This window comes from Lacisediminihabitans sp. FW035 (assembly GCF_054880895.1).
On the sequence record NZ_CM142187.1, the window covers coordinates 750,523 to 774,001 of the forward strand.

17 protein-coding genes are annotated in these 23,479 nt (G+C 61.7%); 6 read left to right on the plus strand and 11 right to left on the minus strand.

Annotated elements, in window-relative coordinates; genetic code table 11:
* Positions 1-55 precede the first annotated feature (55 nt).
* On the plus strand, positions 56-3,343 hold the full coding sequence (locus tag ACVXZ4_RS03685; RefSeq protein WP_461796882.1) for a hypothetical protein: 3,288 nt from the start codon (positions 56-58) through the stop codon (positions 3,341-3,343).
* 66 nt (positions 3,344-3,409) lie between these two features.
* On the opposite strand, the gene rfbG is transcribed toward ACVXZ4_RS03685, so the two are convergent.
* Positions 3,410-4,426: a CDP-glucose 4,6-dehydratase gene (gene rfbG / locus ACVXZ4_RS03690; RefSeq protein ID WP_461796883.1), complete on the minus strand. Its 1,017-nt coding sequence runs from the start codon at positions 4,424-4,426 to the stop codon at positions 3,410-3,412.
* Positions 4,427-4,429: 3 nt separating this feature from the next.
* The gene (rfbH, locus tag ACVXZ4_RS03695) at positions 4,430-5,743 is read right to left on the minus strand and encodes a lipopolysaccharide biosynthesis protein RfbH (RefSeq protein ID WP_461796884.1); all 1,314 of its coding nucleotides are present in this window, start codon (positions 5,741-5,743) and stop codon (positions 4,430-4,432) included.
* 131 nt (positions 5,744-5,874) lie between these two features.
* Between rfbH and rfbF the strand changes: the two genes are divergently transcribed.
* Positions 5,875-6,645 carry a glucose-1-phosphate cytidylyltransferase gene (gene rfbF / locus ACVXZ4_RS03700; RefSeq protein WP_354574116.1) on the plus strand — a complete coding sequence of 257 codons (771 nt, stop codon included), beginning with the start codon at positions 5,875-5,877 and terminating at the stop codon, positions 6,643-6,645.
* A gap of 8 nt (positions 6,646-6,653) precedes the next feature.
* On the opposite strand, the gene ACVXZ4_RS03705 is transcribed toward rfbF, so the two are convergent.
* The 5 genes from ACVXZ4_RS03705 to ACVXZ4_RS03725 form a co-directional block, all read right to left on the minus strand.
* Positions 6,654-8,618 (minus strand): glycosyltransferase family 61 protein, encoded by a 1,965-nt coding sequence (locus tag ACVXZ4_RS03705; protein ID WP_461796885.1) that lies wholly within the window; start codon positions 8,616-8,618, stop codon positions 6,654-6,656.
* A 266-nt stretch (positions 8,619-8,884) separates the two neighbouring features.
* Positions 8,885-10,726 carry a glycosyltransferase family 61 protein gene (locus ACVXZ4_RS03710; RefSeq protein ID WP_461796886.1) on the minus strand — a complete coding sequence of 614 codons (1,842 nt, stop codon included), beginning with the start codon at positions 10,724-10,726 and terminating at the stop codon, positions 8,885-8,887.
* Complete coding sequence (locus tag ACVXZ4_RS03715) at positions 10,723-11,316, minus strand: acyltransferase (protein WP_461796887.1); 594 nt, start codon at positions 11,314-11,316, stop codon at positions 10,723-10,725. Before ACVXZ4_RS03715 ends, ACVXZ4_RS03710 begins: the two co-directional genes overlap by 4 nt.
* A 5-nt stretch (positions 11,317-11,321) precedes the next feature.
* On the minus strand, positions 11,322-12,365 hold the full coding sequence (locus ACVXZ4_RS03720; protein WP_461796888.1) for a glycosyltransferase: 1,044 nt from the start codon (positions 12,363-12,365) through the stop codon (positions 11,322-11,324).
* Positions 12,365-13,804 carry a hypothetical protein gene (locus tag ACVXZ4_RS03725; RefSeq protein WP_461796889.1) on the minus strand — a complete coding sequence of 480 codons (1,440 nt, stop codon included), beginning with the start codon at positions 13,802-13,804 and terminating at the stop codon, positions 12,365-12,367. The genes ACVXZ4_RS03720 and ACVXZ4_RS03725 overlap by 1 nt, the downstream gene beginning before the upstream one ends.
* Before the next feature lie 120 nt (positions 13,805-13,924).
* On the opposite strand from ACVXZ4_RS03725, the gene ACVXZ4_RS03730 reads away from it, so the two are divergent.
* The 4 genes from ACVXZ4_RS03730 (at position 13,925) to ACVXZ4_RS03745 (ending at position 19,019) form a co-directional block, all read left to right on the plus strand.
* Positions 13,925-14,335 (plus strand): sugar 3,4-ketoisomerase, encoded by a 411-nt coding sequence (locus ACVXZ4_RS03730; RefSeq protein WP_461796890.1) that lies wholly within the window; start codon positions 13,925-13,927, stop codon positions 14,333-14,335.
* Positions 14,332-15,468 (plus strand): DegT/DnrJ/EryC1/StrS family aminotransferase, encoded by a 1,137-nt coding sequence (locus tag ACVXZ4_RS03735; protein ID WP_461796891.1) that lies wholly within the window; start codon positions 14,332-14,334, stop codon positions 15,466-15,468. The genes ACVXZ4_RS03730 and ACVXZ4_RS03735 overlap by 4 nt, the downstream gene beginning before the upstream one ends.
* A gap of 93 nt (positions 15,469-15,561) precedes the next feature.
* Positions 15,562-18,045 carry a glycosyltransferase gene (locus tag ACVXZ4_RS03740; RefSeq protein WP_461796892.1) on the plus strand — a complete coding sequence of 828 codons (2,484 nt, stop codon included), beginning with the start codon at positions 15,562-15,564 and terminating at the stop codon, positions 18,043-18,045.
* Positions 18,042-19,019, plus strand: a complete 978-nt coding sequence (locus ACVXZ4_RS03745; RefSeq protein WP_461796893.1) for a glycosyltransferase family 2 protein — start codon at positions 18,042-18,044, stop codon at positions 19,017-19,019. Before ACVXZ4_RS03740 ends, ACVXZ4_RS03745 begins: the two co-directional genes overlap by 4 nt.
* 19 nt (positions 19,020-19,038) lie before the next feature.
* Here the strand turns inward: ACVXZ4_RS03745 and ACVXZ4_RS03750 are convergent, their stop codons facing one another.
* From ACVXZ4_RS03750 to ACVXZ4_RS03765, 4 genes are read right to left on the minus strand one after another with little or no spacing between them, the layout of a single operon-like run.
* Positions 19,039-20,445: a hypothetical protein gene (locus ACVXZ4_RS03750; protein WP_461796894.1), complete on the minus strand. Its 1,407-nt coding sequence runs from the start codon at positions 20,443-20,445 to the stop codon at positions 19,039-19,041.
* Positions 20,420-21,448 (minus strand): NAD-dependent epimerase/dehydratase family protein, encoded by a 1,029-nt coding sequence (locus ACVXZ4_RS03755; RefSeq protein ID WP_461796895.1) that lies wholly within the window; start codon positions 21,446-21,448, stop codon positions 20,420-20,422. Before ACVXZ4_RS03755 ends, ACVXZ4_RS03750 begins: the two co-directional genes overlap by 26 nt.
* On the minus strand, positions 21,445-22,236 hold the full coding sequence (locus ACVXZ4_RS03760; protein WP_461796896.1) for a glycosyltransferase: 792 nt from the start codon (positions 22,234-22,236) through the stop codon (positions 21,445-21,447). The genes ACVXZ4_RS03755 and ACVXZ4_RS03760 overlap by 4 nt, the downstream gene beginning before the upstream one ends.
* Positions 22,233-23,438, minus strand: a complete 1,206-nt coding sequence (locus tag ACVXZ4_RS03765; protein WP_461796897.1) for a nucleotide sugar dehydrogenase — start codon at positions 23,436-23,438, stop codon at positions 22,233-22,235. Before ACVXZ4_RS03765 ends, ACVXZ4_RS03760 begins: the two co-directional genes overlap by 4 nt.
* Positions 23,439-23,479: the final 41 nt, after the last annotated feature.

Sequence of the window (23,479 nt, forward strand, 5' to 3'; positions counted from 1 at the left end):
TCGCGAGCACCCGTATGTCGGGCTGCGCTACGCCGAATCATGGGTGGATGAGTCGATGGGAACTCGATCTTGGGGACGTTCGCGTCCGGTATCGCTAGTCATTGGGTGTTTCCTCGCCCTGACCATCGCCACGTCCGCGGTTGTATTCAATTCCCCAGAACCGGCGGCGGCACTCTCCGGCACCGACTTCCACGCGGGTCGAATCATTGATGATTCGAAATTTTATGACGGCAACGCGATGTCGGAGAGCCAAATTCAAAGCTTCCTGTCCGGGATGGGAAGTGGGCTCGCGTCGATGAATTTCGCGGTCGCCAGCCGTGGACTTTCGGTCTCCGACTCGACAGGGAACCTACGTTGCAACGCTTTCCAAGGCGGTACCCTCGCGGCATCGACGATCATATTCCGAGCGCAGGTCGCTTGTAACTTGAGCGCGAAGGTCATCCTGGTAACGCTCCAGAAAGAACAGGGGCTGATTACGAAGGCGGCACCATCGCAGGCAGCGCTCGACCGAGCGATGGGGATGGCCTGTCCCGACACCGCTCCCTGCGCGGTCGACACGTTGGGGTTCGGCAATCAGATTTATGCAGGTAGTCGGCAGCTTGTAACTTATAAGGCCAGTCGATTTGGAGTTCAGCCCGGAGTGCGCAATGTGCTGTGGAACCCGAATGCGGGCTGTGGCAGCGGCTCAGTGAACATTCAGAACTACGCAACGGCGGCCCTCTATAACTACACTCCCTACCAACCGAACCCTGCCGCGCTCGCCAACGTCACCGGCCTCGGCGACGGGTGTTCGTCATACGGAAATCGCAATTTCTGGGTCTATTACAGCACCTGGTTCGGGCCAACTACGACAGCGGCAGCGGCCGGACAGGAGCAAATCGCCGCCTTCTATGCAGCCCAGGGGGGAGCGGCAGGCGCTCTGGGCGCCTCCACCAGCACGGTCCAAGCCGCGAGCACGTTCGGCGGCGGTCTGTTTCAAACCTTCGCCAACGGATCGATCTATTGGACTTCCAGCTACGGGACGTATTCCGTCACGGGATCTGTTCTCACGGCATATAACAACATCGGTGCCTTCAATGGATCCTTGGGGTGGCCTACCACTGGCACTGTTGCCGAGAGTGCGCAAGGAATCAGCGGCGTCGTACAGTCGTTCCAGTTCGGAACGATCTATTCGTCGAGCACAACCGGTGCTCGGGCGATCATCGGCCCTCTTTCGGAGCTATTTGAATCGACTGGCGGCCCGCCCGGAACGCTCGGGTGGCCGACAACCCCCGGATACTACGACTCTGCCAACGGCTCGGGAACACAACAACAGTTTCAGAAGGGGACAATATTCTGGTCGGCCTCTGGCGGCGCGCACGCGCTCTATGCCCCGATGCTGACCTCGTATCAGAGTTTGGGAGGCCAGCAGGGTGCGCTTGGATGGCCAATCAGTGACGAGTACGCGGTCACCGCAAACGATGGTGGGAAGGCCCAGGGGTTTAAGAACGGCTCTCTTTACTGGAGTCCTTCGGCAGGCGGATTTGCAGTGTCCGGCGCGATTCGGGACAAGTACTGGTCCGTTCTCGGCGAGGGCGGATTCTTAGGATTCCCGATCTCAGCTCAGACTTGCGCCTCAGGAACCTGCACTCAGGTGTTCAAGAACGGCACCATTGTTTGGACAGCCTCAGGAGGGGCGCAGGTAATTCAGCCTCCCTCGCCTGAAATCCAGACCGTCTACTCGAGTCTTGGGGGAGCGTCAGGCTCTCTTGGGCCCATCATCAGTCCGGTTTTCGTCGAGTCGGTGAATGGTGGGGGTAAGGCGCAGGGTTTCCAGAACGGGTCGATTTATTGGTCGGCAGCGTCCGGCGGGTGGGCTGTTTCCGGCGCAATCCGTGACGCGTATTGGTCGGTGTTGGGCGAGGGGGGAGCTCTCGGATGGCCAACCGGTGCCGCGGTGCCGTCCTCGGCCAACGGTGGCGGTAGCGTCCAGACTTTCCAGGGAGGGTCGATCTATTCGTCCGGATCGGGTGGAGCGCGAGTGATGATGTCTGGTGCCATCCTGACGGCATACGGCGTTGCTGGGGGGCCGGCTGGTGCGTTGGGTTGGCCGATTAGTGGCCCGTATCAGCTCACAGTCAATGGTGGGGGAAAGTCGCAGGGGTTCCAGAACGGGTCGATATACCAGTCGAGCCTCGGGGCTTTCGCAGTGTCCGGCGTGTTCCGCTCCGTGTACTGGTCGGTGCTGGGCGAGGGGGGGCCGTTGGGCTGGCCGACCGCGGCGCCGACCTGTGCGGGGGGACAGTGCACCCAGACGTTCCAGAACGCGAACATCATCTCGACCGGTGCGTCGACCGCGCGTGTCGCGTCGACATCTCCGGAGATCGATGCCGTCCATCAGAGTCTCGGTGGAGCAAGTGGTTCACTTGGCCAGATCGGAAGTCCGGTTTTCGTCGAGTCGGTGAATGGTGGGGGTAAGGCGCAGGGTTTCCAGAACGGGTCGATTTATTGGTCGGCAGCGTCCGGCGGGTGGGCTGTTTCCGGCGCAATCCGTGACGCGTATTGGTCGGTGTTGGGCGAGGGGGGAGCTCTCGGATGGCCAACCGGTGCCGCGGTGCCGTCCTCGGCCAACGGTGGCGGTAGCGTCCAGACTTTCCAGGGAGGGTCGATCTATTCGTCCGGATCGGGTGGAGCGCGAGTGATGATGTCTGGTGCCATCCTGACGGCATACGGCGTTGCTGGGGGGCCGGCTGGTGCGTTGGGTTGGCCGATTAGTGGCCCGTATCAGCTCACAGTCAATGGTGGGGGAAAGTCGCAGGGGTTCCAGAACGGGTCGATATACCAGTCGAGCCTCGGGGCTTTCGCAGTGTCCGGCGTGTTCCGCTCCGTGTACTGGTCGGTGCTGGGCGAGGGGGGGCCGTTGGGCTGGCCGACCGCGGCGCCGACCTGTGCGGGGGGACAGTGCACCCAGACGTTCCAGAACGCGAACATCATCTCGACCGGTGCGTCGACCGCGCGTGTCGCGTCGACATCTCCGGAGATCGATGCCGTCCATCAGAGTCTCGGTGGAGCAAGTGGTTCACTTGGCCAGATCGGAAGTCCGGTTTTCGTCGAGTCGGTGAATGGTGGGGGTAAGGCGCAGGGTTTCCAGAACGGGTCGATTTATTGGTCGGCAGCGTCCGGCGGGTGGGCTGTTTCCGGCGCAATCCGTGACGCGTATTGGTCGGTGTTGGGCGAGGGGGGAGCTCTCGGATGGCCAACCGGTGCCGCGGTCTGCAACACTCAGGCGACCAGTTGTGCCCAAGCTTTTCAGCATGGCGCGATCTCGTGGACGCCGGGCGGCGGAGCGGTGATAACCCGTTAAAGAACCGCTCTGATTGAAGAACCGCTCTGACGGAAGCGCCCATAGTGGGGCGACAGCCGAACGGATTCAGTGAACTTCGCCAAACGCGCGGATTTGGGCAGACGTGACGTCACGCGCATCTTGCCCGTCCGCCACCGCACGGTACCAGTCGATGGTCCACTCGACACTTCGGGGAAACAGAAGCCGATTGAACCACCCAAGCTGGTTAATAGCCTTAGCAGAGTCGAGGGCAAGGAGGTTCGCCTCGTGGGGGTACTCGCCGCCGGGCGCCTTCCAGCTCGCCCCTTCGCCCCACAGTCGGGCGGTGATGTCAGCGACCTCGCCGACCGGGACGAAGCTCTCCTCGCCCGGCCCGAAGTTCCACTCGCCTTCGCCTGAACCCACGAGGAGCGCATCAGTGAGCGCGAGGTAGCCATTGAGGCAGTCGAGCACGTGCTGCCAGGGCCGAACTGCGAGTGGGTACCGCAACGATGCCGGCTCCCCATGTGAATAGGAACTCAAGAGGTCGGGCAGTAGTCGATCCGGGCTGACGTCGCCGCCGCCGATGACGTTTCCTGCTCGAGCGATGGCGGTCGGAACGCCGGGAAAACTCTTCACCCACGACTGTGTGAGGAGGTCCGCCATCGCCTTTGATGAGCTATACGGATCGTCGCCGCCGAGCGGATCAGACTCCCGGTATCCGGCGCGTTGATCGACATTTCGGTAGACCTTGTCGGTCGTGATGATCACTTGCGCTGCGATCGAGGGGGTCGTCGAGACAGCCTCGAGCACGTTGAACGTTCCCATGACGTTGGTCTCGAATGTCTCGCGTGGATCCGCATAGGAACGTCTCACCAGCGGCTGCGCGGCAAGATGAAGGAGCACGTCCGGAGCGATCTCCCGGATCGCTGCAGCGGTGGCGGCGGCATCGCGAATGTCCACTCGCCGATCCGCCTCGATCAATTCCGTCAGCCGAGCCGTCTCGAATAGCGACCCTTCGAGAGGATCGAGTGCAAGCCCGGACACCGTGTGGCCTCTAGACCGGAGAAGGAGAACGAGCCACGCCCCCTTGAAACCGGTATGTCCAGTGACGAGATAGTGCACCGTCTACCTTGCGGCGTTTTCTACGAACTCGATGATCGAATCAGCGATGTAGTCGAGCATCGGTGTTGTGAGCCCGGGATAGACGCCCACCCAGAAGGTGCGGTTCATCACGATGTCGGTGTTGGTGAGATCTCCCACGACCCGGAAGTCCACATTGCGATAGGCCGGCTGCTTGGTGAGATTGCCGGCGAACAGCAGGCGGGTGCCGATCTTCCGGTCATCCAGGAAGCGCATGAGAGCATTGCGGTCGACCGGATGCTCGGGATCGAGGGTGATAGGGAAGCCGAACCACGACGGATCCGATTTCGGCGTAGCGAACGGAAGAATCAGGCCGTCTACACCGGTGAACCGTTCGTGAAGGTGGGTGAAATTCTTCTTTCGTGCGTCGACGAAACGATCGATCTTGGTCAATTGCGAGGATCCGAGTGCGGCCTGCATATCGGTTGCCTTGAGGTTGTATCCGATGTGACTGTAAATGTACTTGTGGTCGTAGCCGACGGGCAGATCCCCGAGCTGCCATTCGAAGCGCTTGAAGCAGGTGTTGTCGTGGCCGGTCTCGCAATAGCAGTCCCGACCCCAGTCGCGGAATGATTCGACCTGCTTACGCACGAGAGGCGACTTCACGAAGACCGCTCCGCCCTCGCCGGTGGTGATGTGGTGAGCAGGGTAGAAGCTGAGCGTGGCGGTGTCGCCGAAACTACCGGTTCGTTTGCCGTCGTAGGTCGATCCGAGCGCGTCGCACGAATCTTCGACCAGCCAGAGGTCGTGTTCGCGGCACAACTCTTGTACCGTGTCGAGGTCGAACGGGTTGCCGAGTGTGTGGGCCATCATGATGGCGCGCGTCTTCGGGCTGACCGCTTCGCGCAATCGCTCCGAGATCGCGTCATAGGTACCCAGCTCGACGTCGACGACCACAGGGCGAAGTCCGTTCTGGATGATCGGGTTCACGGTTGTGGGAAAGCCTGCAGCGACGGTGAGGACCTCGTCGCCCGGCTTGAGTGCCCGTGCACCGAGCTTGGGACTCGTCAGGCCGCTCAGCGCGACGAGATTCGCACTCGATCCGCTATTCACGAACATCGCGCTGCGACTGCCGACGTAACGGGCGAGTTCGCGCTCGAATTGCGTGTGGAATCGACCGGCCGTGAGCCAGCCGTCGAGCGACGCATCCACTAGGGCCTCGAAGTCCTCTGGCCCCAGCACCTTCCCCGAGACGGGAACGGAAGTCTCTCCTGGGACGAATTCGGCTTTTGCGAGTGCCTTTTCGGCGTAGGCCCGAACCTGGTCGAGGATCTGCTGGCGTTCTAGGTCTTCAGCCACGATGTATGTGCTCCGTAAAAATGTAGTCCGACCAACCATTCTAGGAGGAGTCAAGCAGGCCTAAGGCTAGGGTTGTCTGTCGGTGGGTCCGCCACGGAGCGGCCCGTCCCCCCAGTACGACAGGAAATCACATGAAGGCAGTACTACTTGCCGGTGGGCTCGGAACGCGCATGCGTGAAGAAACTGAGTTCAGGCCGAAGCCGATGGTCGAAATCGGCGGCAGGCCCGTCCTCTGGCACATCATGAAGGTTCTCAGCCAGCAGGGCATCAAGGACTTCGTGATCTGCACCGGCTACAAGAGCGAGATCATCAAGAACTATTTCACCAACTACGGCGCGGTGAACCAAGACTTCACCGTGACCCTCGGCGACCAGGCCGGAATCACGTACCACGGTGCGCACGACGAGTTCGACTGGACCGTCACCGTCGCCGACACCGGTCCGAACGCTCCAACCGGCAGCCGGATCAAGCAGATCGAGAAGTATGTCAAGGGTGAGCGTTTCCTCTGCACGTACGGAGACGGCCTCGCCGATATCGACCTCAAAGCGCTCACCGAATATCACGAGTCGCATGGCAAGATCGCGACGATGACGTCGATTCAGCCGCTGAGCCGCTTCGGAGTTCTCGATCTCGAACCGGACGGTGCGGTTAAGCAGTTCAAGGAGAAGCCGCAGGTTGAAGGCTGGATCAACATCGGGTATTTTCTCTTCGAGCCAAAGATCTTCGATTACCTCGACGACGACTCAATGCTCGAAGAGAAGCCGTTGAAAAGTCTGGCTGCCGATGCGCAGATCGCCGCGCATCCCCATGATGGGTTTTGGCAGCCGATGGACACCTATCGCGAGTCAAAGATGCTCAACGACCTCTGGGATTCCGGCGACGCACCGTGGAAGACCTGGTAGCTGCCAGTTCAGCGCCTTGTGCGCGACCACGGGGAGTGGGCGCGAAATGCCCCGAGGTGTCGGGTCCTTTGTCCCCCGTCCCTCTGCTTTCCGGCCAGAGTGGGCTGGCTGTCGATTGAGTCCGGCTCTTCCAGGGCACGCCCCAGCACCGACTTGAAAGTGTTCGGATCAACAGTGAAATCAGAGTGCAACCAGTTGTTCCGGGTGCCGCTCTCCGCCAAGGGCCTCACCGGTGGCCCAGAGAGGTAGCTGAAGTGGACCCCTGCTACTGCGGCGATCGCGGCCGGCAAAATGAAATCGGTAAGCGCATCTGAGGTGAGCGCAATGATCGTGCTACCCGGGGACATCATGAGATAATTGGCCATAACTGCGCCGCTGGCACCCACGAGCAACGACGCGTGAGAAAAGACCTGAAGTTGCTCTTCGAAAGACATCGATCCTGGCTCGTGAGTCTCAAATCCGAGTTCAACTGCAATGTCGGCGAGATGTTGTTCGTTGATCAGGCCCCGATGGCCAGACCTGCGACTAAGGAAGATTCTCCGGCTCGGCGTTTGCGGTGAAGAGTTGTCTAGCGCCCATGCCGCACGCATGGCTCGTAGTGGCGCCGGATTGAGGCTCAGGCCCTCGCGCCAGGGTGTTCTGGTCGTATCGAGAATTTGCACCGGAGGAGCGACCAGGTGAAGCGTGTTTACAAGTTGAGCCACCTCCGGATCGATCACCAGGACGGGACGGGCGGTGAGGCTGCGAAGGGCCGCAAGTCCGTTCACAGGCGTGCGATTTGTGACAAGGAGCGGGACCGTCGAATCGATCGACGGGTCGATCTGCATAACTCGAGGCAAGTACTCGATCATCCAGTGAAACCAGTTGGAATCGTTCCGACCGCTGAGCAAGATTCCTTCATCGATCGACTCGACGGAGCTGGGTTTGAGTTCCACCAACGCGGCTTCCGGATGGGTGGGAGAGCCATACACGCTGTCCCACTGCCCGGCGACAAAATCTCGGCGGGGGTCGGCGGCCTCCTCATACAACACGAGGGCGTTGTCGGCAAGCACAGTGCCGCCGCTCTGAACACGCGCATCGCGCAGCCGTATCCATCGGGTGTCCGGGACCGGAAGCATCCGTTCTCCGGGCACGGCTCGATGAACTGCTCCGACCTTTCGGAGCAGAGGAATGGGAATCGAGTGCTTAACGATCACGCGTGAGCTCTCAGCAACGGCATCCACCCGCATGGGCGTGTAGTCCGAATGGAACGCTCCATCGGCCCCGTGTGCAGCCAGAGCGAATCGATCCGACCATCGGGCCTGCGACGGGAAGAGCGTCAGGAGTTCGGCGACGATAGGGGCGAGGAACCGCGCGAAACGCGACTCGACAAGTTCGAGCATTTCGGCGGGGAAGAGATGGGCGAGCGTGCTGAGCCAGGTACTGGGATTGTCGTCGATTCCCAATGACGATTGCACGATGGAGTCAATGTATCCGTGGGAGTACTCGAACAGGTCGAGAGGACCATCGTCTATCAAGTGGGGGAAGAACCTCGCTTGATAGAGGGCGTCAGAGTTCGAGAGGGGAAGGAGGTGCGAATCGCCATAAGCGTCCGCGATGGAGAAGTCGAATGGCGGAAGGGATCGCGGGCCTAGCGCGGTTACTCGGAACCCAGCAGGGGGGAGATTCCTGCTGCGCCGGAACTCAACCCGAACGTAGCGTTCAATTTTTATGCGATAGCCAGGGTTCAACTTTCGAAGGTGGGTCATCCGAATCCGATAGCCATTTTTTGAAAGGAGCCAACCCTCGATCGTGACCAATTGGATGTCTGATGCCGTGTGGCGCGAACGAACTCTTTTGTCCAGATGTCGAAGGAGGTCTGCCGAGCGCCGCAGATGCTTCTCATCGTTGTCAAGCCAGTAAAGGTGGATCGCAGCGACGACGGCCGTTTCGAATGCGGCGTACTTGGAGCCGCCTCGCGCAAAACGAATCACGGGACCGCGTCGGCAAGGACCATAGCCGAAATTGCCATCGCTCCGTCATCTCCCCACCGGCCGATACGCGACTGTCCCGGCTTTGACCTGATATCAAGGATCCTGAGACTTGCCTTGATCGAGGATAGTGGTGGAAAACTCATTTGACTCGCCGTTTCGCAAGGTGTCTCGATGTATCCCGGCGGCCAGGCCGCAACGAAGAACTGACCGTCGGGCTGCGTTGTGAACTGCCCACCACGCTTCGGGCGAGGCCCGCCTACAGATGCTTAATGATCTGTCAGAGCTGCGGAGAACGTTGCGGGCTCGATCGAGAAGTCCGAGTGCATCCAGTCGTTCCGCGTCTTACTTTCAGAGAGTGTCACGTTGGTCGGCCCGGAGACATACGTGAAACCAACGCCAGCGACCGCGGCGATTGCTGCGGGGAGCACGAATTCGGTGAGCGCTTCAGAAGTCAGGGCGATCACCCTGGAGCCCCTGCTCATCATCAAGTAGTTTGCCATTACTGCCCCGCTCGCTCCGGCGACCAGGGACGAGGAGGAGAACAACTCGAGTTGGTCTTCGAACGTCATGGTTCCCGGCTCGACGATCTCGAGCCCGTTCGCGACCGCGAGATCCACGAGTTCCGCCTCGTTGAGCAGGCCGCGGTGAGCGGACTTACGGCTGAGGAATATTTTGCGACCCCCGATGATCGGCTCGTCGGTGAGACCCCAGGCTGAGCGCAGAAGACGAAGTGGCTCCGGGTTGAGGCTGAGCCCCTCGCTCCAGGGCACCCGAGTGGTATCCAGAACCTGGACCGGCGGAGCGACCACATGGAGCGTTTCGACGCGTTGAAGCCGACCGGGATCGATGGAGACGAGAGGACGATCGGTGATCGCTCGAAGTGCTGCAAGGCCCGATGCTGGAGTTCGAGGCGTGATTAGGAGGGGGATGTCTGGCGAGATCTCCGGATCAATCATCAACACGCGAGGCAGGTACTCGATCAGCCAGTGATACCAGTTAGCGTCACTTCGTCCGGCCAGCAGGATTCCTTCGGGGATGATGTCGCCCGCCAGCTCCTTGAGGTTTACGAGCGCAGCCTCGGGATGGGCTTGGGAGCCGAACACCGAGTCCCACTGTCCCGCAACGAAATCGTTTTGTGGATCAGACGCCGATTCGTAGAGCACGAGAGATTCGCCCACAAGGACGGTTCCGCCATCCTGTACCGAGGCGTTCTCGAGCCGCAACCAGTCGGTAGAGGGGATTCTCAAATTGACCGGTCCCGGCACGGCTCGGTGAATGCGCCGCGACTCGTCGAATACGGGAAGAGCAACGCCATCTCCCGACTTCTCTTCGATCAGCGCTGGAGGGCGATCAACTCGTACCAATCGAAAATCGGAGTGAAAACGCCCTGCAGCTCCCCGGCCGGTCAAATTGAAGCGATCGGCCCAGCGGGCCTCCGAAGAGAACACCCCGAGGAGATCGGCGAAAGTCTCTCGCCAGGGCTCCCCCTGCGGTGCGTCGACGACGGTCAGCAACTCCGTCGGCACCCGGTGGGCAAGAACGCCGAGCCAGGTTGATCGATCGCCGTCGATCGGCCAGGGCGACTGACGGATCGAGTCGAGATATCCGAGCGGCTGATCGGGAGACTGTTCGCCGTCATCGTCGATCAGGTGCGGATAAAAGCTGGACTGGAAGGCCGCGTCCGAGTTGGAGGTCGGCAGAAGGTAGGTCCGGCCTGACGAGTCGCTAACGCGGAAATCAAAGAGCGGCGACTCGACAGCACTTCTCGCATTGATGATGAAACCCGCGGGGGTCGGCCGCTGGTCCCGCTTGTCGATCTCCGGTCGCCGGTATCGCTTGACATGAATCGTGTAGTCGGGGTTGAGCGCTCGGAGCCGCCTCGACCGGATTCGGAAACCGCTGTTCGAGAGCATCCAGCCCGTGAGGGAAACGGTGCGCACGGGCGAGATCACATGCTGGTCATGGGTCTCGGCGCTGATCGAGGCGAGCAGCTGCGCGGCGGACTCGAGGTAGCGCTCGTCGTATTCCAGAGCGAAAGCATGAACAGCTTCGATGAACTTCTTCTCGAATGCTCGATAGGCACGAGTCTGGGAGGTGAACGAGCTCATGGCTGAAGTCGCACGAGTCGGGTGCCGTTCTCGGTTTCGTGGTAGCGCTCCGCGGTTGTGGGACACACCCAGTCCGTGCCTTCCTTGCGAAGTGGAAGTCCCGACCGACCTACCCAGCCGAGCCGTCGCGCGGGTACTCCTCCGACGACGGCATAGTCGGGCACGTCGGTCGTCACGACGGCCCCGGCAGCGACCGTCGCCCATTCTCCGATGCGAATCGGGGCAACGCAGATGGCACCAGCGCCGATGGACGCTCCGTATTCGACCGTGACGCCGACGGCATCCCAGTCCTCTGGACCTTTCTGCATTCCGCCTGGGGTGATGGCCCGAGGATGGCGATCGTTGGTGAAGACGACTCGCGGCCCGATGAACACACCATCGCCGATGATGGCCGGTTCATAGAGCAACGCAGCGTTTTGGATCTTGCAATCGCTGCCGATGGTCGTCCCAGGCCCGACATAGGCATACTGGCCGATGGATGTGCGCGAGCCGATGACCGCGAACTCGCGAACGTGGGTTCCCGCCCAGATCGTCACACCGTCGCCCAGGCGTGCCCGGGGATCGATTGACGCAGTCGGATGTATGGGCATTGCGGTCATTCCCTTGGTCTGCGTGCGGCTAAACGATCGATTGAACCGGCAGTGGCGAGCGCCCGGCCCACCTCATCGAGATTCTCATGGTCGGCTACGAGCGACAGCCGACCGAGGGCCGAGAGGTCCAGGCCCAACCGCGAGAGTCGCTCCTCGCCGTCGGATTCGCCCGCTGCCCCGAACAAGTATGCCAAGCCGCGCCTGAGCACGAGTTTGTCGGGATGGGCGAGCTCGATCAGGGCAACTTGCTCTTCGTGTCCCAGGCCGCTGAACAGGTCGAGGTCGAGGTCACGATCTGAGGCCAGCCGGGTGAGTGTTTCGGCCGATGCGTCCTCGGCGAAACGGGTGCGGATCGACTCCCGCTCCGCCACTAGGCGGCGCTGTTTGGGAGCGTCGATGCCGACATACTCCCGGGACAGGTTCGAGCCGTGCTTCCGGTACTCGACTATGGGCTCGGGCAACGAAACGAAACTGCCGTGTGCAGCGAGGTCCAGCCAGAGCGCGTAATCCTGGAGGAGGTCGAGCCCGGCGCGGAATCCGCCGAACCGAACATAGTCGTCCCGCCGCACCGCGGCTGAAGGGGCGCAGATGAAGTTCGCCTCGAAGAACAGAAACGCGAGCGGGTCGACCGCATCTCGCCCGATGAGGAATTCTGCGGCCAGTTCGTCGGGAAAGCGGCGGCCTGTTGCACTGATCACGTAGGGAAGGCTGTAGACGAGTGAGACAGCCGGGTCATCGAAGGCGGCCAGTTGGGCAGGCACACGCCCCGGAAGCGAGCGGTCGTCGCCGCCCTGGATCACGAGAATGTCAGCCGTGGAACGTGCAACAGCGATGTTGTACGACCGCGAGACACCCTGCTGGATATCATTTCGAATCGAGACAAGGTGAGGGATGTCGAGCCCTGCCATCACCAGCGGGGTGTTGTCGCTCGAACAGTCGTCGATCACGATGACCTCGTCGACCTGGTCCGCAATGCTCTCCACGGCTTCCGCGATGAAACCGTCTTGGTTGAAGGTGGCGATGATCGCCGCCGAGCGCGGTGCACTCATCAGAATTTCTCCGCGTGGTTGTCGCCGAACACTCTGATTTCGACGGAGAGGAAGGTTGCGACGAGCCCTGCGAGCGGCTCGCGACAGATTATTTGGTCCCGGGCCTTCAGGGCGGGGAGCCATGGAGTGAGCCCGGAGGCTCCGACGACACAGACGAGCGCGCCGGCCGCAATCATCTGCTTTACCCCGGCGTCGACGAGCCGAAAGGCGAGCTCGTCGTCGGTGAGGACGAAAGCCGAGCGGGCGCCATCCTCGCTCGGCCCGGGTTGCCAGGCGTCGTAGCTGCGCGCTGCGGGTGGATATTCACGGAGGACCTCGGCGCTCTCGACACGTACCTGTCGACCGAAAGGAAGTATGTGCAGGCCGTCGATTCCGGAGTGGGCGACGATATCGACGAGGGACTCCTCCTGCGCGAAGGTGTATGGCGCAATCGCCGAACGCGGCGGAAGCGCCGACACCAGGGCGGCAAGCCGCGAATGCTCGAAATCCCCTTCCAGATTGAGCAGTCGCACCGCCTTCGTGGTCTCACCGGCACGGAGGCTGAGAATTTCCGTCGGCAGCCGCACAATCGTGGAGTCGGGGCTGAGCACCAGACTGGGCCTCGACCAGAGCACGCGCTTGTCGGCGCCGAGCAATGATCCTGGCACCGCTGTGAACGTCGATGTTCTCGTCACCGCCTCATCGACCTCAGGCAGTGCCCAAGTCTCGATATTGGCGAGTCGCGAGCGTGCACCGGTGGTGCCGAGAAGGAATGCAGCCCCGGTGAGCCTCGCGACCTGCTGCGACTGGGAGTCTGTGTCGACGAGCTGAAGGCGGGCATGAACCCAGGGTGACGCGAGCCGCCCAGCGACGATCTGGAGGAGCGGATTCGTCACGCCGTCCCACGGGCCGTCGACCATGAACTTGCGGCAGTCCACGTACGGGCCGGGGTCAGCGAGCCAGAATTCCGAATCGGTTAGGTAGCGGTCGACGACGTTCTTGCGCGGGACCCCAGGCATCCACGCGGCGAGGAACTCTGTATTGATGAGTGGGTGAGGTGCCCGGCCCTCGGCTCGGCCATGGACCTGGTAGTGCAGCCACGGGACCAAACCGGCGCTTACGACATCCGGGTTCGCCAGTGCATAGAACGCTTGGGAGAACAGCGGATGCACTGTTTCCGGGGTGCCGTTCGAGGATTCGCGCACGCGATCGAGCGCGCTCCGGGCGCTGTCTGCGCCTGCAGCGCGGATCGAACCCGAGACGAGGAATCCGGTCGGAAATCGGTCGAGGCCGTGTGAGGTGGCGATCGCCAGTAGCTGATCCGTGCGGATGTGCGGGTAGGAGCTCGCAAGTTCGACCCTCAGCGCCGAGAGACATGTGAGCTCGGCCTCGACGCTCACCAGCGGCAGAGGCTTGCGGACTCGACCTTTGGTAAGAAGGTTGATAACTCGAGAGTTCACAGGCTTGCCTACCTCACCTTAAAGCGACGACCGGAGTCACTCGGCACCGAACATCTTAGAGGCTGGCTCCCTGCGTGGCTGGTTGCCGAGGCCGAGAGCCCGCACTGTTACAGTTTTGCCATGACTAATTGGGATACCCCAGGCCTCGTCGACATCCCAGCAGTGAGAGATCATCTCGGCGCGCTCGGTGTCGTCGAGAAGGATCTCCCGTTTCCCTTTCCGATCAAGCGCGTCTACTTCCTTTATGACGTTCCGGCAGACGCTGTGCGTGGATCCCACGCTCACAAGGCGCTCAATCAGCTCATCATCGCCGTATCGGGGAGCTTCGTCGTCGAGCTCGACAACGGTACGGAAAAGACCAGCTACGACTTACACAGCCCGGACAAAGGCCTGCGCGTGCCGCCGGGCTACTGGAGAACGCTGAGCAACTTCTCCGGTGGAGCCGCCGCCCTGGTCTTCGCGTCCGAAGAGTACGACCCGACCGACTACATCCGCGACTATGAGGAGTTCGTGTCCTGGAGCCAGAAGTGACGGAGATCGTTCCGTTCTTCGACCTCGGCCAGGCAATCCGGCCCGAGCGAGAGGCACTGCATCTCGCGCTCGACGAAGTCATCGACTCCGGGTACTTCATCGGCGGGGCGCTCACTGGCCGTTTCGAGACCGAGTTCGCGAAGTTCGTCGGCGCCGAGCATTGCGTCGGCACCGGCAACGGGCTCGACGCTATTCGCCTCATTCTCGAGGCCTACGACATCGGAGACGGCGACGAGGTCATCGTTCCGGCCTTTACTTTCTACGCCACCTGGCTCGGAGTTACTCAGACAGGAGCCACCCCGGTTCCAGTCGAAGTGTGCGGATCGTCGGCGAACATAGACGCATCGGACATCGAGCGAGCTATCACCCCACGCACAAAGGCGATCATCGCCGTGCACCTGTACGGGCAGGCTGCCGATCTGCGGGCGGTACGCGCGGTGGCTGACGCCCACGGTCTCGTCGTCGTCGAGGACGCAGCCCAGAGCCACGGCGCGATGTCGACGGCCGGGATGACCGGATCCGCGGGGCATGCCGCAGCATTCTCGTTCTATCCGACGAAGAATCTCGGAGCACTCGGAGACGCCGGTGCCGTCACCACGTCCGACCCGGAGATCGCTCGTCGCGTATCGAGCAGGCGTTCCTACGGCCAGGGCGCTTCCAAGTACGACCACGTGGACACCGGCTGGAACTCCCGGCTGGACCCATTGCAGGCCGCATTCCTCTCCCAGCACCTGGTGAAACTCGATGGATGGACAGAACGCCGTCGCTCAATCGCATCGAGCTATCTCGCCGCCCTCGGGCCCGATCGTGCCGCGGGAGTCGTCGGACCCGCAGATGTAGCGGCCAGCGTCTGGCATCACTTCGTCCTTCGAGCGGAGGTCAGGCCAGAACTCCAGGCCTTCCTGTCTGATCATGGAGTGACTACAGACGTGCACTATCCGTACTCAGTCCACGAGCTCGCGCCGATGCGGGCGCTCATGTCGGAGGACTCGTTGTCGCGGTCGTTCCCGGTTGCCGAGGCGTTGTCCCGACAGGTCACGAGCATGCCGATGGGGCCGTGGATGACCGATGCGCAGGTTGCGCAGGTCGCGGCCGCGCTACACGAGGTACCCGCTTCCCTTCTTGCCCACTAGCGAGTTCGATAGCAGCGCCCGCGACGTGGAGCGTTGCCAAAAGAGGGCCTTGGTAGACTTTCTACGCCCTCTGCTCCCGTGAGAAAGATCTCCATGCCTAAGCTGCGACCTGGTGTCGTCTCCGTTGTCCTCGTGAATTTTCGGGGCGCCTCCGACACCATTGAAGCGATAGGGCAGCTCGGGCTGCTCGACTGGCCCCAGGAAAAGCTGGAGATCGTTGTTGTCGAAAACGGCTCCGGCGACGACAGCGCCGAGCGACTCCGTGCCGCCGCTCCGCATATCAATCTCGTCGTCTCCACGACGAACGAGGGCTTTGCGGGCGGGTGCAATATTGGGGTGAAGGCGTCGAGCGGCGAGTACATCGCTCTTCTCAACAACGATGCCAAGCCCGACAGGAGCTGGGTACGCGCCGCTGTGGCAAAGTTCGAGGAGTCGCCGCGAATCGGAGCGGTTGCGAGCAGGGTTCTTGACTGGGACGGCAAGCTCGTCGACTACATCGGCTCCGCCATGACGTGGTATGGCATGGGCTACAAGCCGCTCACTGCTGAGCCAGTGCCCTCGAAAGCGGATGTCGCACATGATGTGTTATTCGGAACGGGCTCGGCCATGTTCGTCCGCCGTTCGGTCTATGACGCTCTGGAAGGCTTCGACGAGCGGTTTTTCATGTTCTTCGAAGATGTCGACCTCGGGTGGCGTCTCAACCTGCAAGGGTGGAGGTTCGTCTACGAACCCGCTTCGCTTGCATATCACAAGCATCATGCCTCGATGGAGGGATTCGGCTCGTACAAGGAGACCTACCTCCTCGAACGGAATGCGCTCTTCACCCTGTACAAGAACATCGGCGAGGAGACCGTCGACCAGGCGTTGCCCGCCGCCATGATGCTCTCGGTGCGTCGAAACATCTCTCGTGGTGCCGTCGACTCGACCTCCTTCGACCTGCGAAAGCCCGGCGGCGATGCGGAGAAGTCCGTCGATATCTCCAAACAGGCGGTCGCAGCCCTCTTCAGCATCGACCAGTTCGTCGAGCAGTTGCCCAGTCTCGCCGACTCCCGCGCAAAGATCCAGGCCACCCGCAGCGTCTCGGAGAGCCAGATCTGGCGGCTGTTCGGGTACGCAGACGCTCCGGTCTACCAGCAAGACGACTACCTGCGTGGCTACGAGCACATCGTCACCACTTTCGATGTGTCGGAGCCTCCGGCCTCGACACGAGTGCTCATCATCACCGGCGACCCGATCGGACGAAAGCTCGCTGGTCCCGCCATCCGTGCCTGGAACATGGCGCAGCTGCTCGCACACGACCATGACGTGAAGATCGTGTCGCTCACCGGCGTCGAGCAACTCGACGCACCCTTCGGCCTCGTGCACGTCGCGCCCGGCAATAACCGTGCCTTCGACAAACTCGAGGAGTGGGCCGATGTGATCATTTTCCAGGGTCACGCCATGGCGGTCTTCGATGCCCTCCGAACCTCTCGCAAGATTCTCGTCGTGGACATCTACGACCCGATGCACCTCGAACAGCTCGAGCAGGGCCGCGAACTCCCGCCGGAACAGTGGAACCGCCAGGTGAGCGACGCGACAGGCGTGCTCAACGAGCAGATGCGGCGGGGTGACTTCTTCCTCGCGGCGTCAGACCGCCAGCGCATGTTCTGGCTCGGGCAGCTGGCCTCCCTCGGTCGAATCAACCCGTCGAACTACGACGGTGATCCGGATCTCAATGGCCTGATCGGAATCGCTCCCTTCGGTCTGTCCTCGGTGCCGCCCCGACACGAGCGCGATGTGCTCAAGGGGGTCCTTCCAGGGATCGGCGCTCAGGACAAGGTTCTGCTATGGAGCGGGGGCCTCTACAACTGGTTCGATCCGCAGACTCTCATCCGGGCCGTGTCGCAGGTGTCCCAGAGCCACGACAATGTGCGACTGTTCTTCCAGGGCACTAAGCATCCACACCCCGGCGTCCCCGAAATGGAAATTGTCGCCGAATCCCGCTCCCTCGCCGCCGAATTGGGAGTGCTCGACAAGGCAGTCTTCTTCAACGCGTCGTGGGTGGACTACAGCGACCGCCAGAACTACCTCACCGAGGCGGATGCTGGCGTGAGCACCCACCATTCGCACATCGAGACGACCTTCTCTTTTCGCACCCGAATCCTCGACTACCTGTGGGCCGAGCTCCCCATGGTGGTGACCGCCGGCGACCACTTCGCCGAGCTGATCGAGGCCGAGAAACTCGGAATAGTGGTCGAAGCAGGTGATGTCGCCGCTCTCGCCGCAGCACTCGAGCGCGTGCTCTTCGACGTGAAGTTCATCGAGGCATCGAAGCGGAACATCCGTCGCGTACGTGGACGTTACTTCTGGGAGCAGGCTCTTGCGCCGCTCGTCGCCTTCGTTGCTGATCCTCACCACGCCGGCGACAACAGCGAATACGAACACGGCTCCGGGCGCGTCCGCGTACGCACGCGCCAGCGTGTGCGTGTGTCCGGACTCCGCCATGACGTCAAACTGGCGGTCTACTACCTGCGCACCAGCGGACCGCGCACTGTTCTCCGCAAGGTGTCGACCAGGCTGAAGCGCACCCGGTCGTGACCACGGGGGTCTCGGTTGCGCTTTGCACCCACAACGGGAGCGCATTCATCGCCGAGCAACTCCGCTCCATCGTGGAGCAAACGGTTCCGCCCGGAGAGATCGTGATATCGGATGACGCTTCTGGCGACGGCACCGCGCAACTCGTCCGAGAGTTCGCGGCGACAGCAGACCCTGCCATCCGCTTCGTCGTTGTCGAGAATGCCGAACCGCTAGGGGTTGCGCGCAATTTCGAGCAAGCGATCAGAACTACAACGGGTGATTTCATCGCACTCAGTGACCAGGACGACGTCTGGCATCCCGGTCGGCTGGAGGCAGTTCTCGAACGGTTTGCCGAAGGTCCTGAGCTGCTGCTCGTATCGGGAGATGCCCGGCTCGTCGACGCAGGGGGCGCTCCGCTTGGTCTGACGCTCTTCGCCGCTTTGGAAATCCGGGAGAGCGACATCGCGTCGATCAATAGCGGCCACGCACTGGATGAGCTGTTTCGCCGCAATCTCGTCACGGGAGCGACCACGGTGATCCGACGCCGCCTTTTCGATCTCGCCGCACCGTTCCCTGCGCCGTGGGTGCACGACGAGTGGCTTGCGATGATAGCGGCGGCAACCGGCGAGATCGGCGTGCTTGCGCAGCAGCTCACCGACTACAGGCAGCATGGAAGCAATCAGATCGGCGCGGAGAAGCTCGGCCTGCGCGCAAAATTCGGCAGACTCCGCGAACCCAGGCTTGGCCGCAACGAGTATCTCCTCGACCGTGCGAGTGTGCTTCTGGACCGTTTGGAAGACCTCGGGGATGCCGTGGACCCTCGCGTGGTCATCCGGACCCGTGAGAAGGTCGCCCACCAGCAAGTGAGAGCAGACCTCCCGACTTCGTACGTTGGCCGGATCAGACCCGTGTTGCGCGAGGCGGCAAGAGGGCGTTACGCGCTATACAGCCGCGGGTGGCTCGATGTCGCGCGCGACCTTCTGCAGCCAGCCTGACGGCGTCCGAGTCGGCCGACTAGAAGTCGAGACTTTCGCAACTCGCCGTCAGCACGAAGTTCGTGGGCTCCGCAGGGATTTGCACCAGATGCGAATCCTTCGAAGTGGCACAGGTCTGTCGCGCATCGTGCAGTCCGACTTCCCACGAGTCGTTAGAGGTTCGAGCAGTCGTGCCGAATGACGGAACAGAAAGGATGATCACGAGCATTGCGAACGCCGCCGGAGCGATGAACCTCACCCATCGTTGTCGCCACGCACCTGTGAACCACGCCGAGGCCGCGCTTCCCAAAGATATGAGTAGCAGACTGATGGGTACGACCGAATAGCGGCTTCCGCCCCAGGTTGTAGACACGGCCGGATCGTACTGGGGATTCCAGCGGATGATCGCCGCGGCGAGAAAGAACACCACTGCGACACCGGTCGAGACAAGCGCGAGTCCCCCGAATTGCTTTCCGCGGAGAACCGCCGCGGTGATGATGGCGAGGACGACCAGGGTGGCAACAGCAATGGCCTTCAGGCCGAACTGAAGGAAGAGCGACACCGACCCGGTCTCACCGGTGAGAACGGCAAGAAATACCCGGAACCCGGTGGTCCGCACAACCTCGACGATCGACGGTCTCCCGGCAGCGGGCACCACCGTGGTCGCCAGGACGACGGAGAGCTGGATGACCATCGCGACTACGTAGATCGTCGGTATCCAGCCGTCACTCGGTTTGCGAATGAGCACGAAACGAGCGAGCACGAGGGGGAGGAAGATCGCCGAGAGCGGATCGCTGAGAACTGCGAAGGCCACGACAAGCCCGCCGAGCACGAGAAACCCGGTGTTCTGGCGGCGGGTGATGAGAATTGCAAACAGCCCGACGAGCAGATACCAATGCGAGTTGGCGATGCTTCCGTTTGCTTCGATCCCCGCGATCGGAAGGGTGACTATGCCCAGCCAGATCGTGAGACGGATCAGCACGGACGGCAGGCGCGGCCGGAAGGCGAGAACTACAGTCGTCGCTATCACGCCGGTGAGTACGCAGGCCGCGGCAGTCAGGACAACCGGCACTTCGCCTATTGGCGTCGTGCCCACCACGAGAGCTGTGACGAGTCGCGGAAAGGCGTGCATGTAGCCCGCATAAGGCTCGAACAGCGATGCATCAGGGCGGTGTTGGAGCGCACTTGTCACGAAGACCGATGCGTCTTCGGCCCAGAGCACATTCCGTGCGCCTAGTGGAACCCTGAGGAATGCGATTAACGCACCGACGACGGTGAGCACGAATGCGAGCGTTCCCTCGCGCCAACCAAACGTCAGCGTGGCCTTCGGCCCGAAGACCCAATCTCCAGCCCGAGCAGTCCGACCGAGCCACATGCTGTGTCCGACCGGACCGGCGGTTGCCGGACCGGTCGAGCCCTCGCTAGATGGTGCGTTCTGCAATGGCATTCTGAATCCACGGGATGACCTCGTCGAGCATGTCCTCGAGCCGTGTCGTCGCCTCGAAGTCGAGGAGGTCCTTGGCCTTCGAGACATCCGGAATGCGCTTCTGAACGTCGTGCTCGAAGCCCTCATCGTGCACGAGGTGCAGCGGAACTCCGGGTCCCTTGATCTTCTCCCAGATGATGCCGGCGAGTTCGGTGACCGTGTGGCCGTCGGCAGTGGAGATGTTGAAGTCGTTGTTGAGGGCAGCCGGATGTTCGAGGCTCAGAACGATGCCGCGCGCAAGGTCGCCGCCGTAGGTGTAATGACGCACCTGGTCGCCGCCTCCAAGGATGTGAAGGGGGTCCTGTCCCTTCAGGATCTTCTGCACGAGGTCGGGCACCACGTGGCTCATTGCCAGTGCCACATTTCCGGAATGGATCTCCACGTCACCGAGTGCGCGCCGCTCGCCGATTCCCACGCAGTTGAACGGGCGCAGGATCGTATAGGGAAGCTTGTACTGGTCCCAGGCGGCAATGGCGAAGTACTCGACCGCGAGCTTCTGGAATCCATACGACGACAGCGGCGGCGGCACGATCCGCTCGTCACCCTCCTTGCTCGGCCAGCGGTCGGTGGACTCGAAGACCATAGAAGACGACATGTAGGTCACCTTCTCCAGGCGCCCTCCCGCTTTCTTCGCCGCGATCGCCGCGTCGACAGATGAAGCGATGATGCGCTCGTTCTGCGCGAGAAGGTCGTACGCGTACGTATGGAAGTAGGAGATTCCGCCGATGAGCGCTGCGCCGGCGATGAAGTGGTCCGCGTCCGAGAGCAGACGGGTCATGAGCTCGACATCCTGCACATCGCCGACGACGAGCTCGTAGTTGGGGTTGGTGTCGTACGACTTCGTGACCGGGCCGTACTTGGAGAAGTTGTCGACTCCCACGACCTGGTACCCCTTGGAGAGAAGTTCTTCGACGATGTATCCGCCGATGAATCCCGCTGAGCCGGTGACAACTACTTTTTTCATGGGGCCGAATTTCCTTTATCGTTGTGCGGCTGAGGGGCGAGGCCCTTACCGCCGGTCGCTCGCTCGGTGAGCTGGGCGACGGTCAGTTGAGGGCCAAAAGCGAATCTATACCAGCGCAGATATTTCGGAATCCATGTGGTGAGCTTGAAATTCGACTCTCCGAATGCGCGATCGAGCCAGATCGTGGGTATCTCCGCCACCGGGAGTCGAAGGCGTCGAGCCTTCGCCGTCAGCTCCAGACCGATTTCGAAACCGTCTCGACTATCGATGCCGACGGACTGCACGAATGCCCTGCTGTATGCCTTGAACGAATTGGTGGCATCGCGGGTGCCCGCATTCGTGAGCACCTGGAGCGAGGTGCCCGCGGATCGCGAGAGGAATCGCTTGAAGCGCGGACCGCCGACCTGCTGCCCGCCGGCCATATAGCGCGATGCCGCTGCGACGACGACGCCGCGCTCAACCAACCGGACGAGATCGTCGATCTGTCGCGGGTCATCGCAGCCATCCGACATGGTGACGACCACCGTGGGAGCAGTCGAACTGTCGATTCCGAATCGAATGGCTTGCGCAGGCCCTCGCCCGTACGTATTGATCACGTGGCGAAGGCGGGGCTCCTTCTTCTCGTACGCGGCAACCACCGGGAGCGTCGTGTCTTCCGGGGTGTCGACTACCACGAGCACTTCGGCTGGCAGAGATACCGCTTCGAAGATGCGGTCGAGGCTCGCAAGGATGCCTTCACCCTCGTTATAGGCGGGTATGACTATCGAAACCCGAGGAGAGGCGGTCACACCACCACTCCGGCGCCCTGGATGTTCCACACGTCGGCAATCGGCTTGTCGGTGACCAGTGCGCGATATTCGTCATGCGGAGTCGCGATGATCAACAGGTCTGCCTTCTTCAATACATCCTCCAACGGCAAAAGCGTGTCGTCGATCTCGTCTGAGACGTAGGGGTCCGTACCGATCACCGCTTTCGCTTTGAACTTGAGCACCCGGCGGAGCTTGTACGACAAGCTGGACCGGATGTCATCAGAGCCGGCTTTGAACGACATCCCGAGGATTCCGACAGTCAGCTCAGAGAGGTCGAATCGCTTCTCGAGTTGGCTTACGAGGTACAGCGGCAATCCCTCGTTGACGAGCATTGCAGAGTGGCCGAGGCTGAACTTGTTGTCGCTGAAAGCCGCGAGCTGCATTGTGTCCTTGAACAGGCACGGCCCGGCAGCGAAACCCGCCCCGGGCAAGTCCTTTGCCCGCGGGTAGTCCTGAGTGAGCCCCTTACGGATCTTTTCGAAATCGAGGCCCCTGTCGTTCGCCATCATATAGAACTGGTTCGCCGCAGCGAACTTGATATAGCGCCAGGTATTGGTGAATAGCTTGGCGAGTTCGGCTTCTTCGGGCTCGAGGTGCACGATCGTGTCCGTAAGGGTGCCGAAGAGCTCCGCGGCTCGCTGCCTGCCCGTTGCTGACCGGCTCGAAACGATCTGAGGCAACGTGAAGAGCTCTTCCATCGCTTTGTGCTCGGCGATGCGCTCAGGGCAGAATGCGACCGGCATGTCGACGCCGAGGGCAGCGACCATCTTTTCGACGAGAGCGGTGACGCCGGGATAAACAGTGCTCCTCAGAACGAGGAGCTGACCGTCCTGGAAGTATTCGCTACAGCCGCCGAGCGCGGCTGGAATGGCGTTGGGGTCGGGATTGAGGTGCTCATCCACGGGCGTGCCGATGACAACCACCACATTGCGGGCGGAGCCGACGACCGAAGCGTCTGTCGAGGCGGAGAATCGACCGGCGGCGATGACGCGATTGAGTACTGCCTCAGCGCCGGGTTCGCTGAACGGGATCTTGCCCGAGTTGATCGTGTCGACCGCCTTCGAACTCAGGTCATAGACGACGACTTTCGATCCGCGGTCAGCGAGGGCGATTGCGAGAGGCAATCCGACATGACCTCCTCCGCCGATTACGACTACGTCATTGGGGAAGTTTTCTGGCACTGGAATCCTTTGAAACGGGGCGCGCACGGTCCGGGAAGGGT

Excerpts from the sequence above, each read along its gene's own strand:
- ACVXZ4_RS03685 (WP_461796882.1), top strand. The coding sequence starts at position 56 with ATGGGAACTCGATCTTGGGGACGTTCGCGTCCGGTATCGCTAGTCATT.
- rfbF (WP_354574116.1), top strand. The coding sequence starts at position 5,875 with ATGAAGGCAGTACTACTTGCCGGTGGGCTCGGAACGCGCATGCGTGAA.
- ACVXZ4_RS03710 (WP_461796886.1), bottom strand. The coding sequence starts at position 10,726 with ATGAGCTCGTTCACCTCCCAGACTCGTGCCTATCGAGCATTCGAGAAG.
- ACVXZ4_RS03715 (WP_461796887.1), bottom strand. The coding sequence starts at position 11,316 with ATGCCCATACATCCGACTGCGTCAATCGATCCCCGGGCACGCCTGGGC.
- ACVXZ4_RS03720 (WP_461796888.1), bottom strand. The coding sequence starts at position 12,365 with ATGAGTGCACCGCGCTCGGCGGCGATCATCGCCACCTTCAACCAAGAC.
- ACVXZ4_RS03730 (WP_461796890.1), top strand. The coding sequence starts at position 13,925 with ATGACTAATTGGGATACCCCAGGCCTCGTCGACATCCCAGCAGTGAGA.
- ACVXZ4_RS03740 (WP_461796892.1), top strand. The coding sequence starts at position 15,562 with ATGCCTAAGCTGCGACCTGGTGTCGTCTCCGTTGTCCTCGTGAATTTT.
- ACVXZ4_RS03750 (WP_461796894.1), bottom strand. The coding sequence starts at position 20,445 with ATGCCATTGCAGAACGCACCATCTAGCGAGGGCTCGACCGGTCCGGCA.
- ACVXZ4_RS03755 (WP_461796895.1), bottom strand. The coding sequence starts at position 21,448 with ATGAAAAAAGTAGTTGTCACCGGCTCAGCGGGATTCATCGGCGGATAC.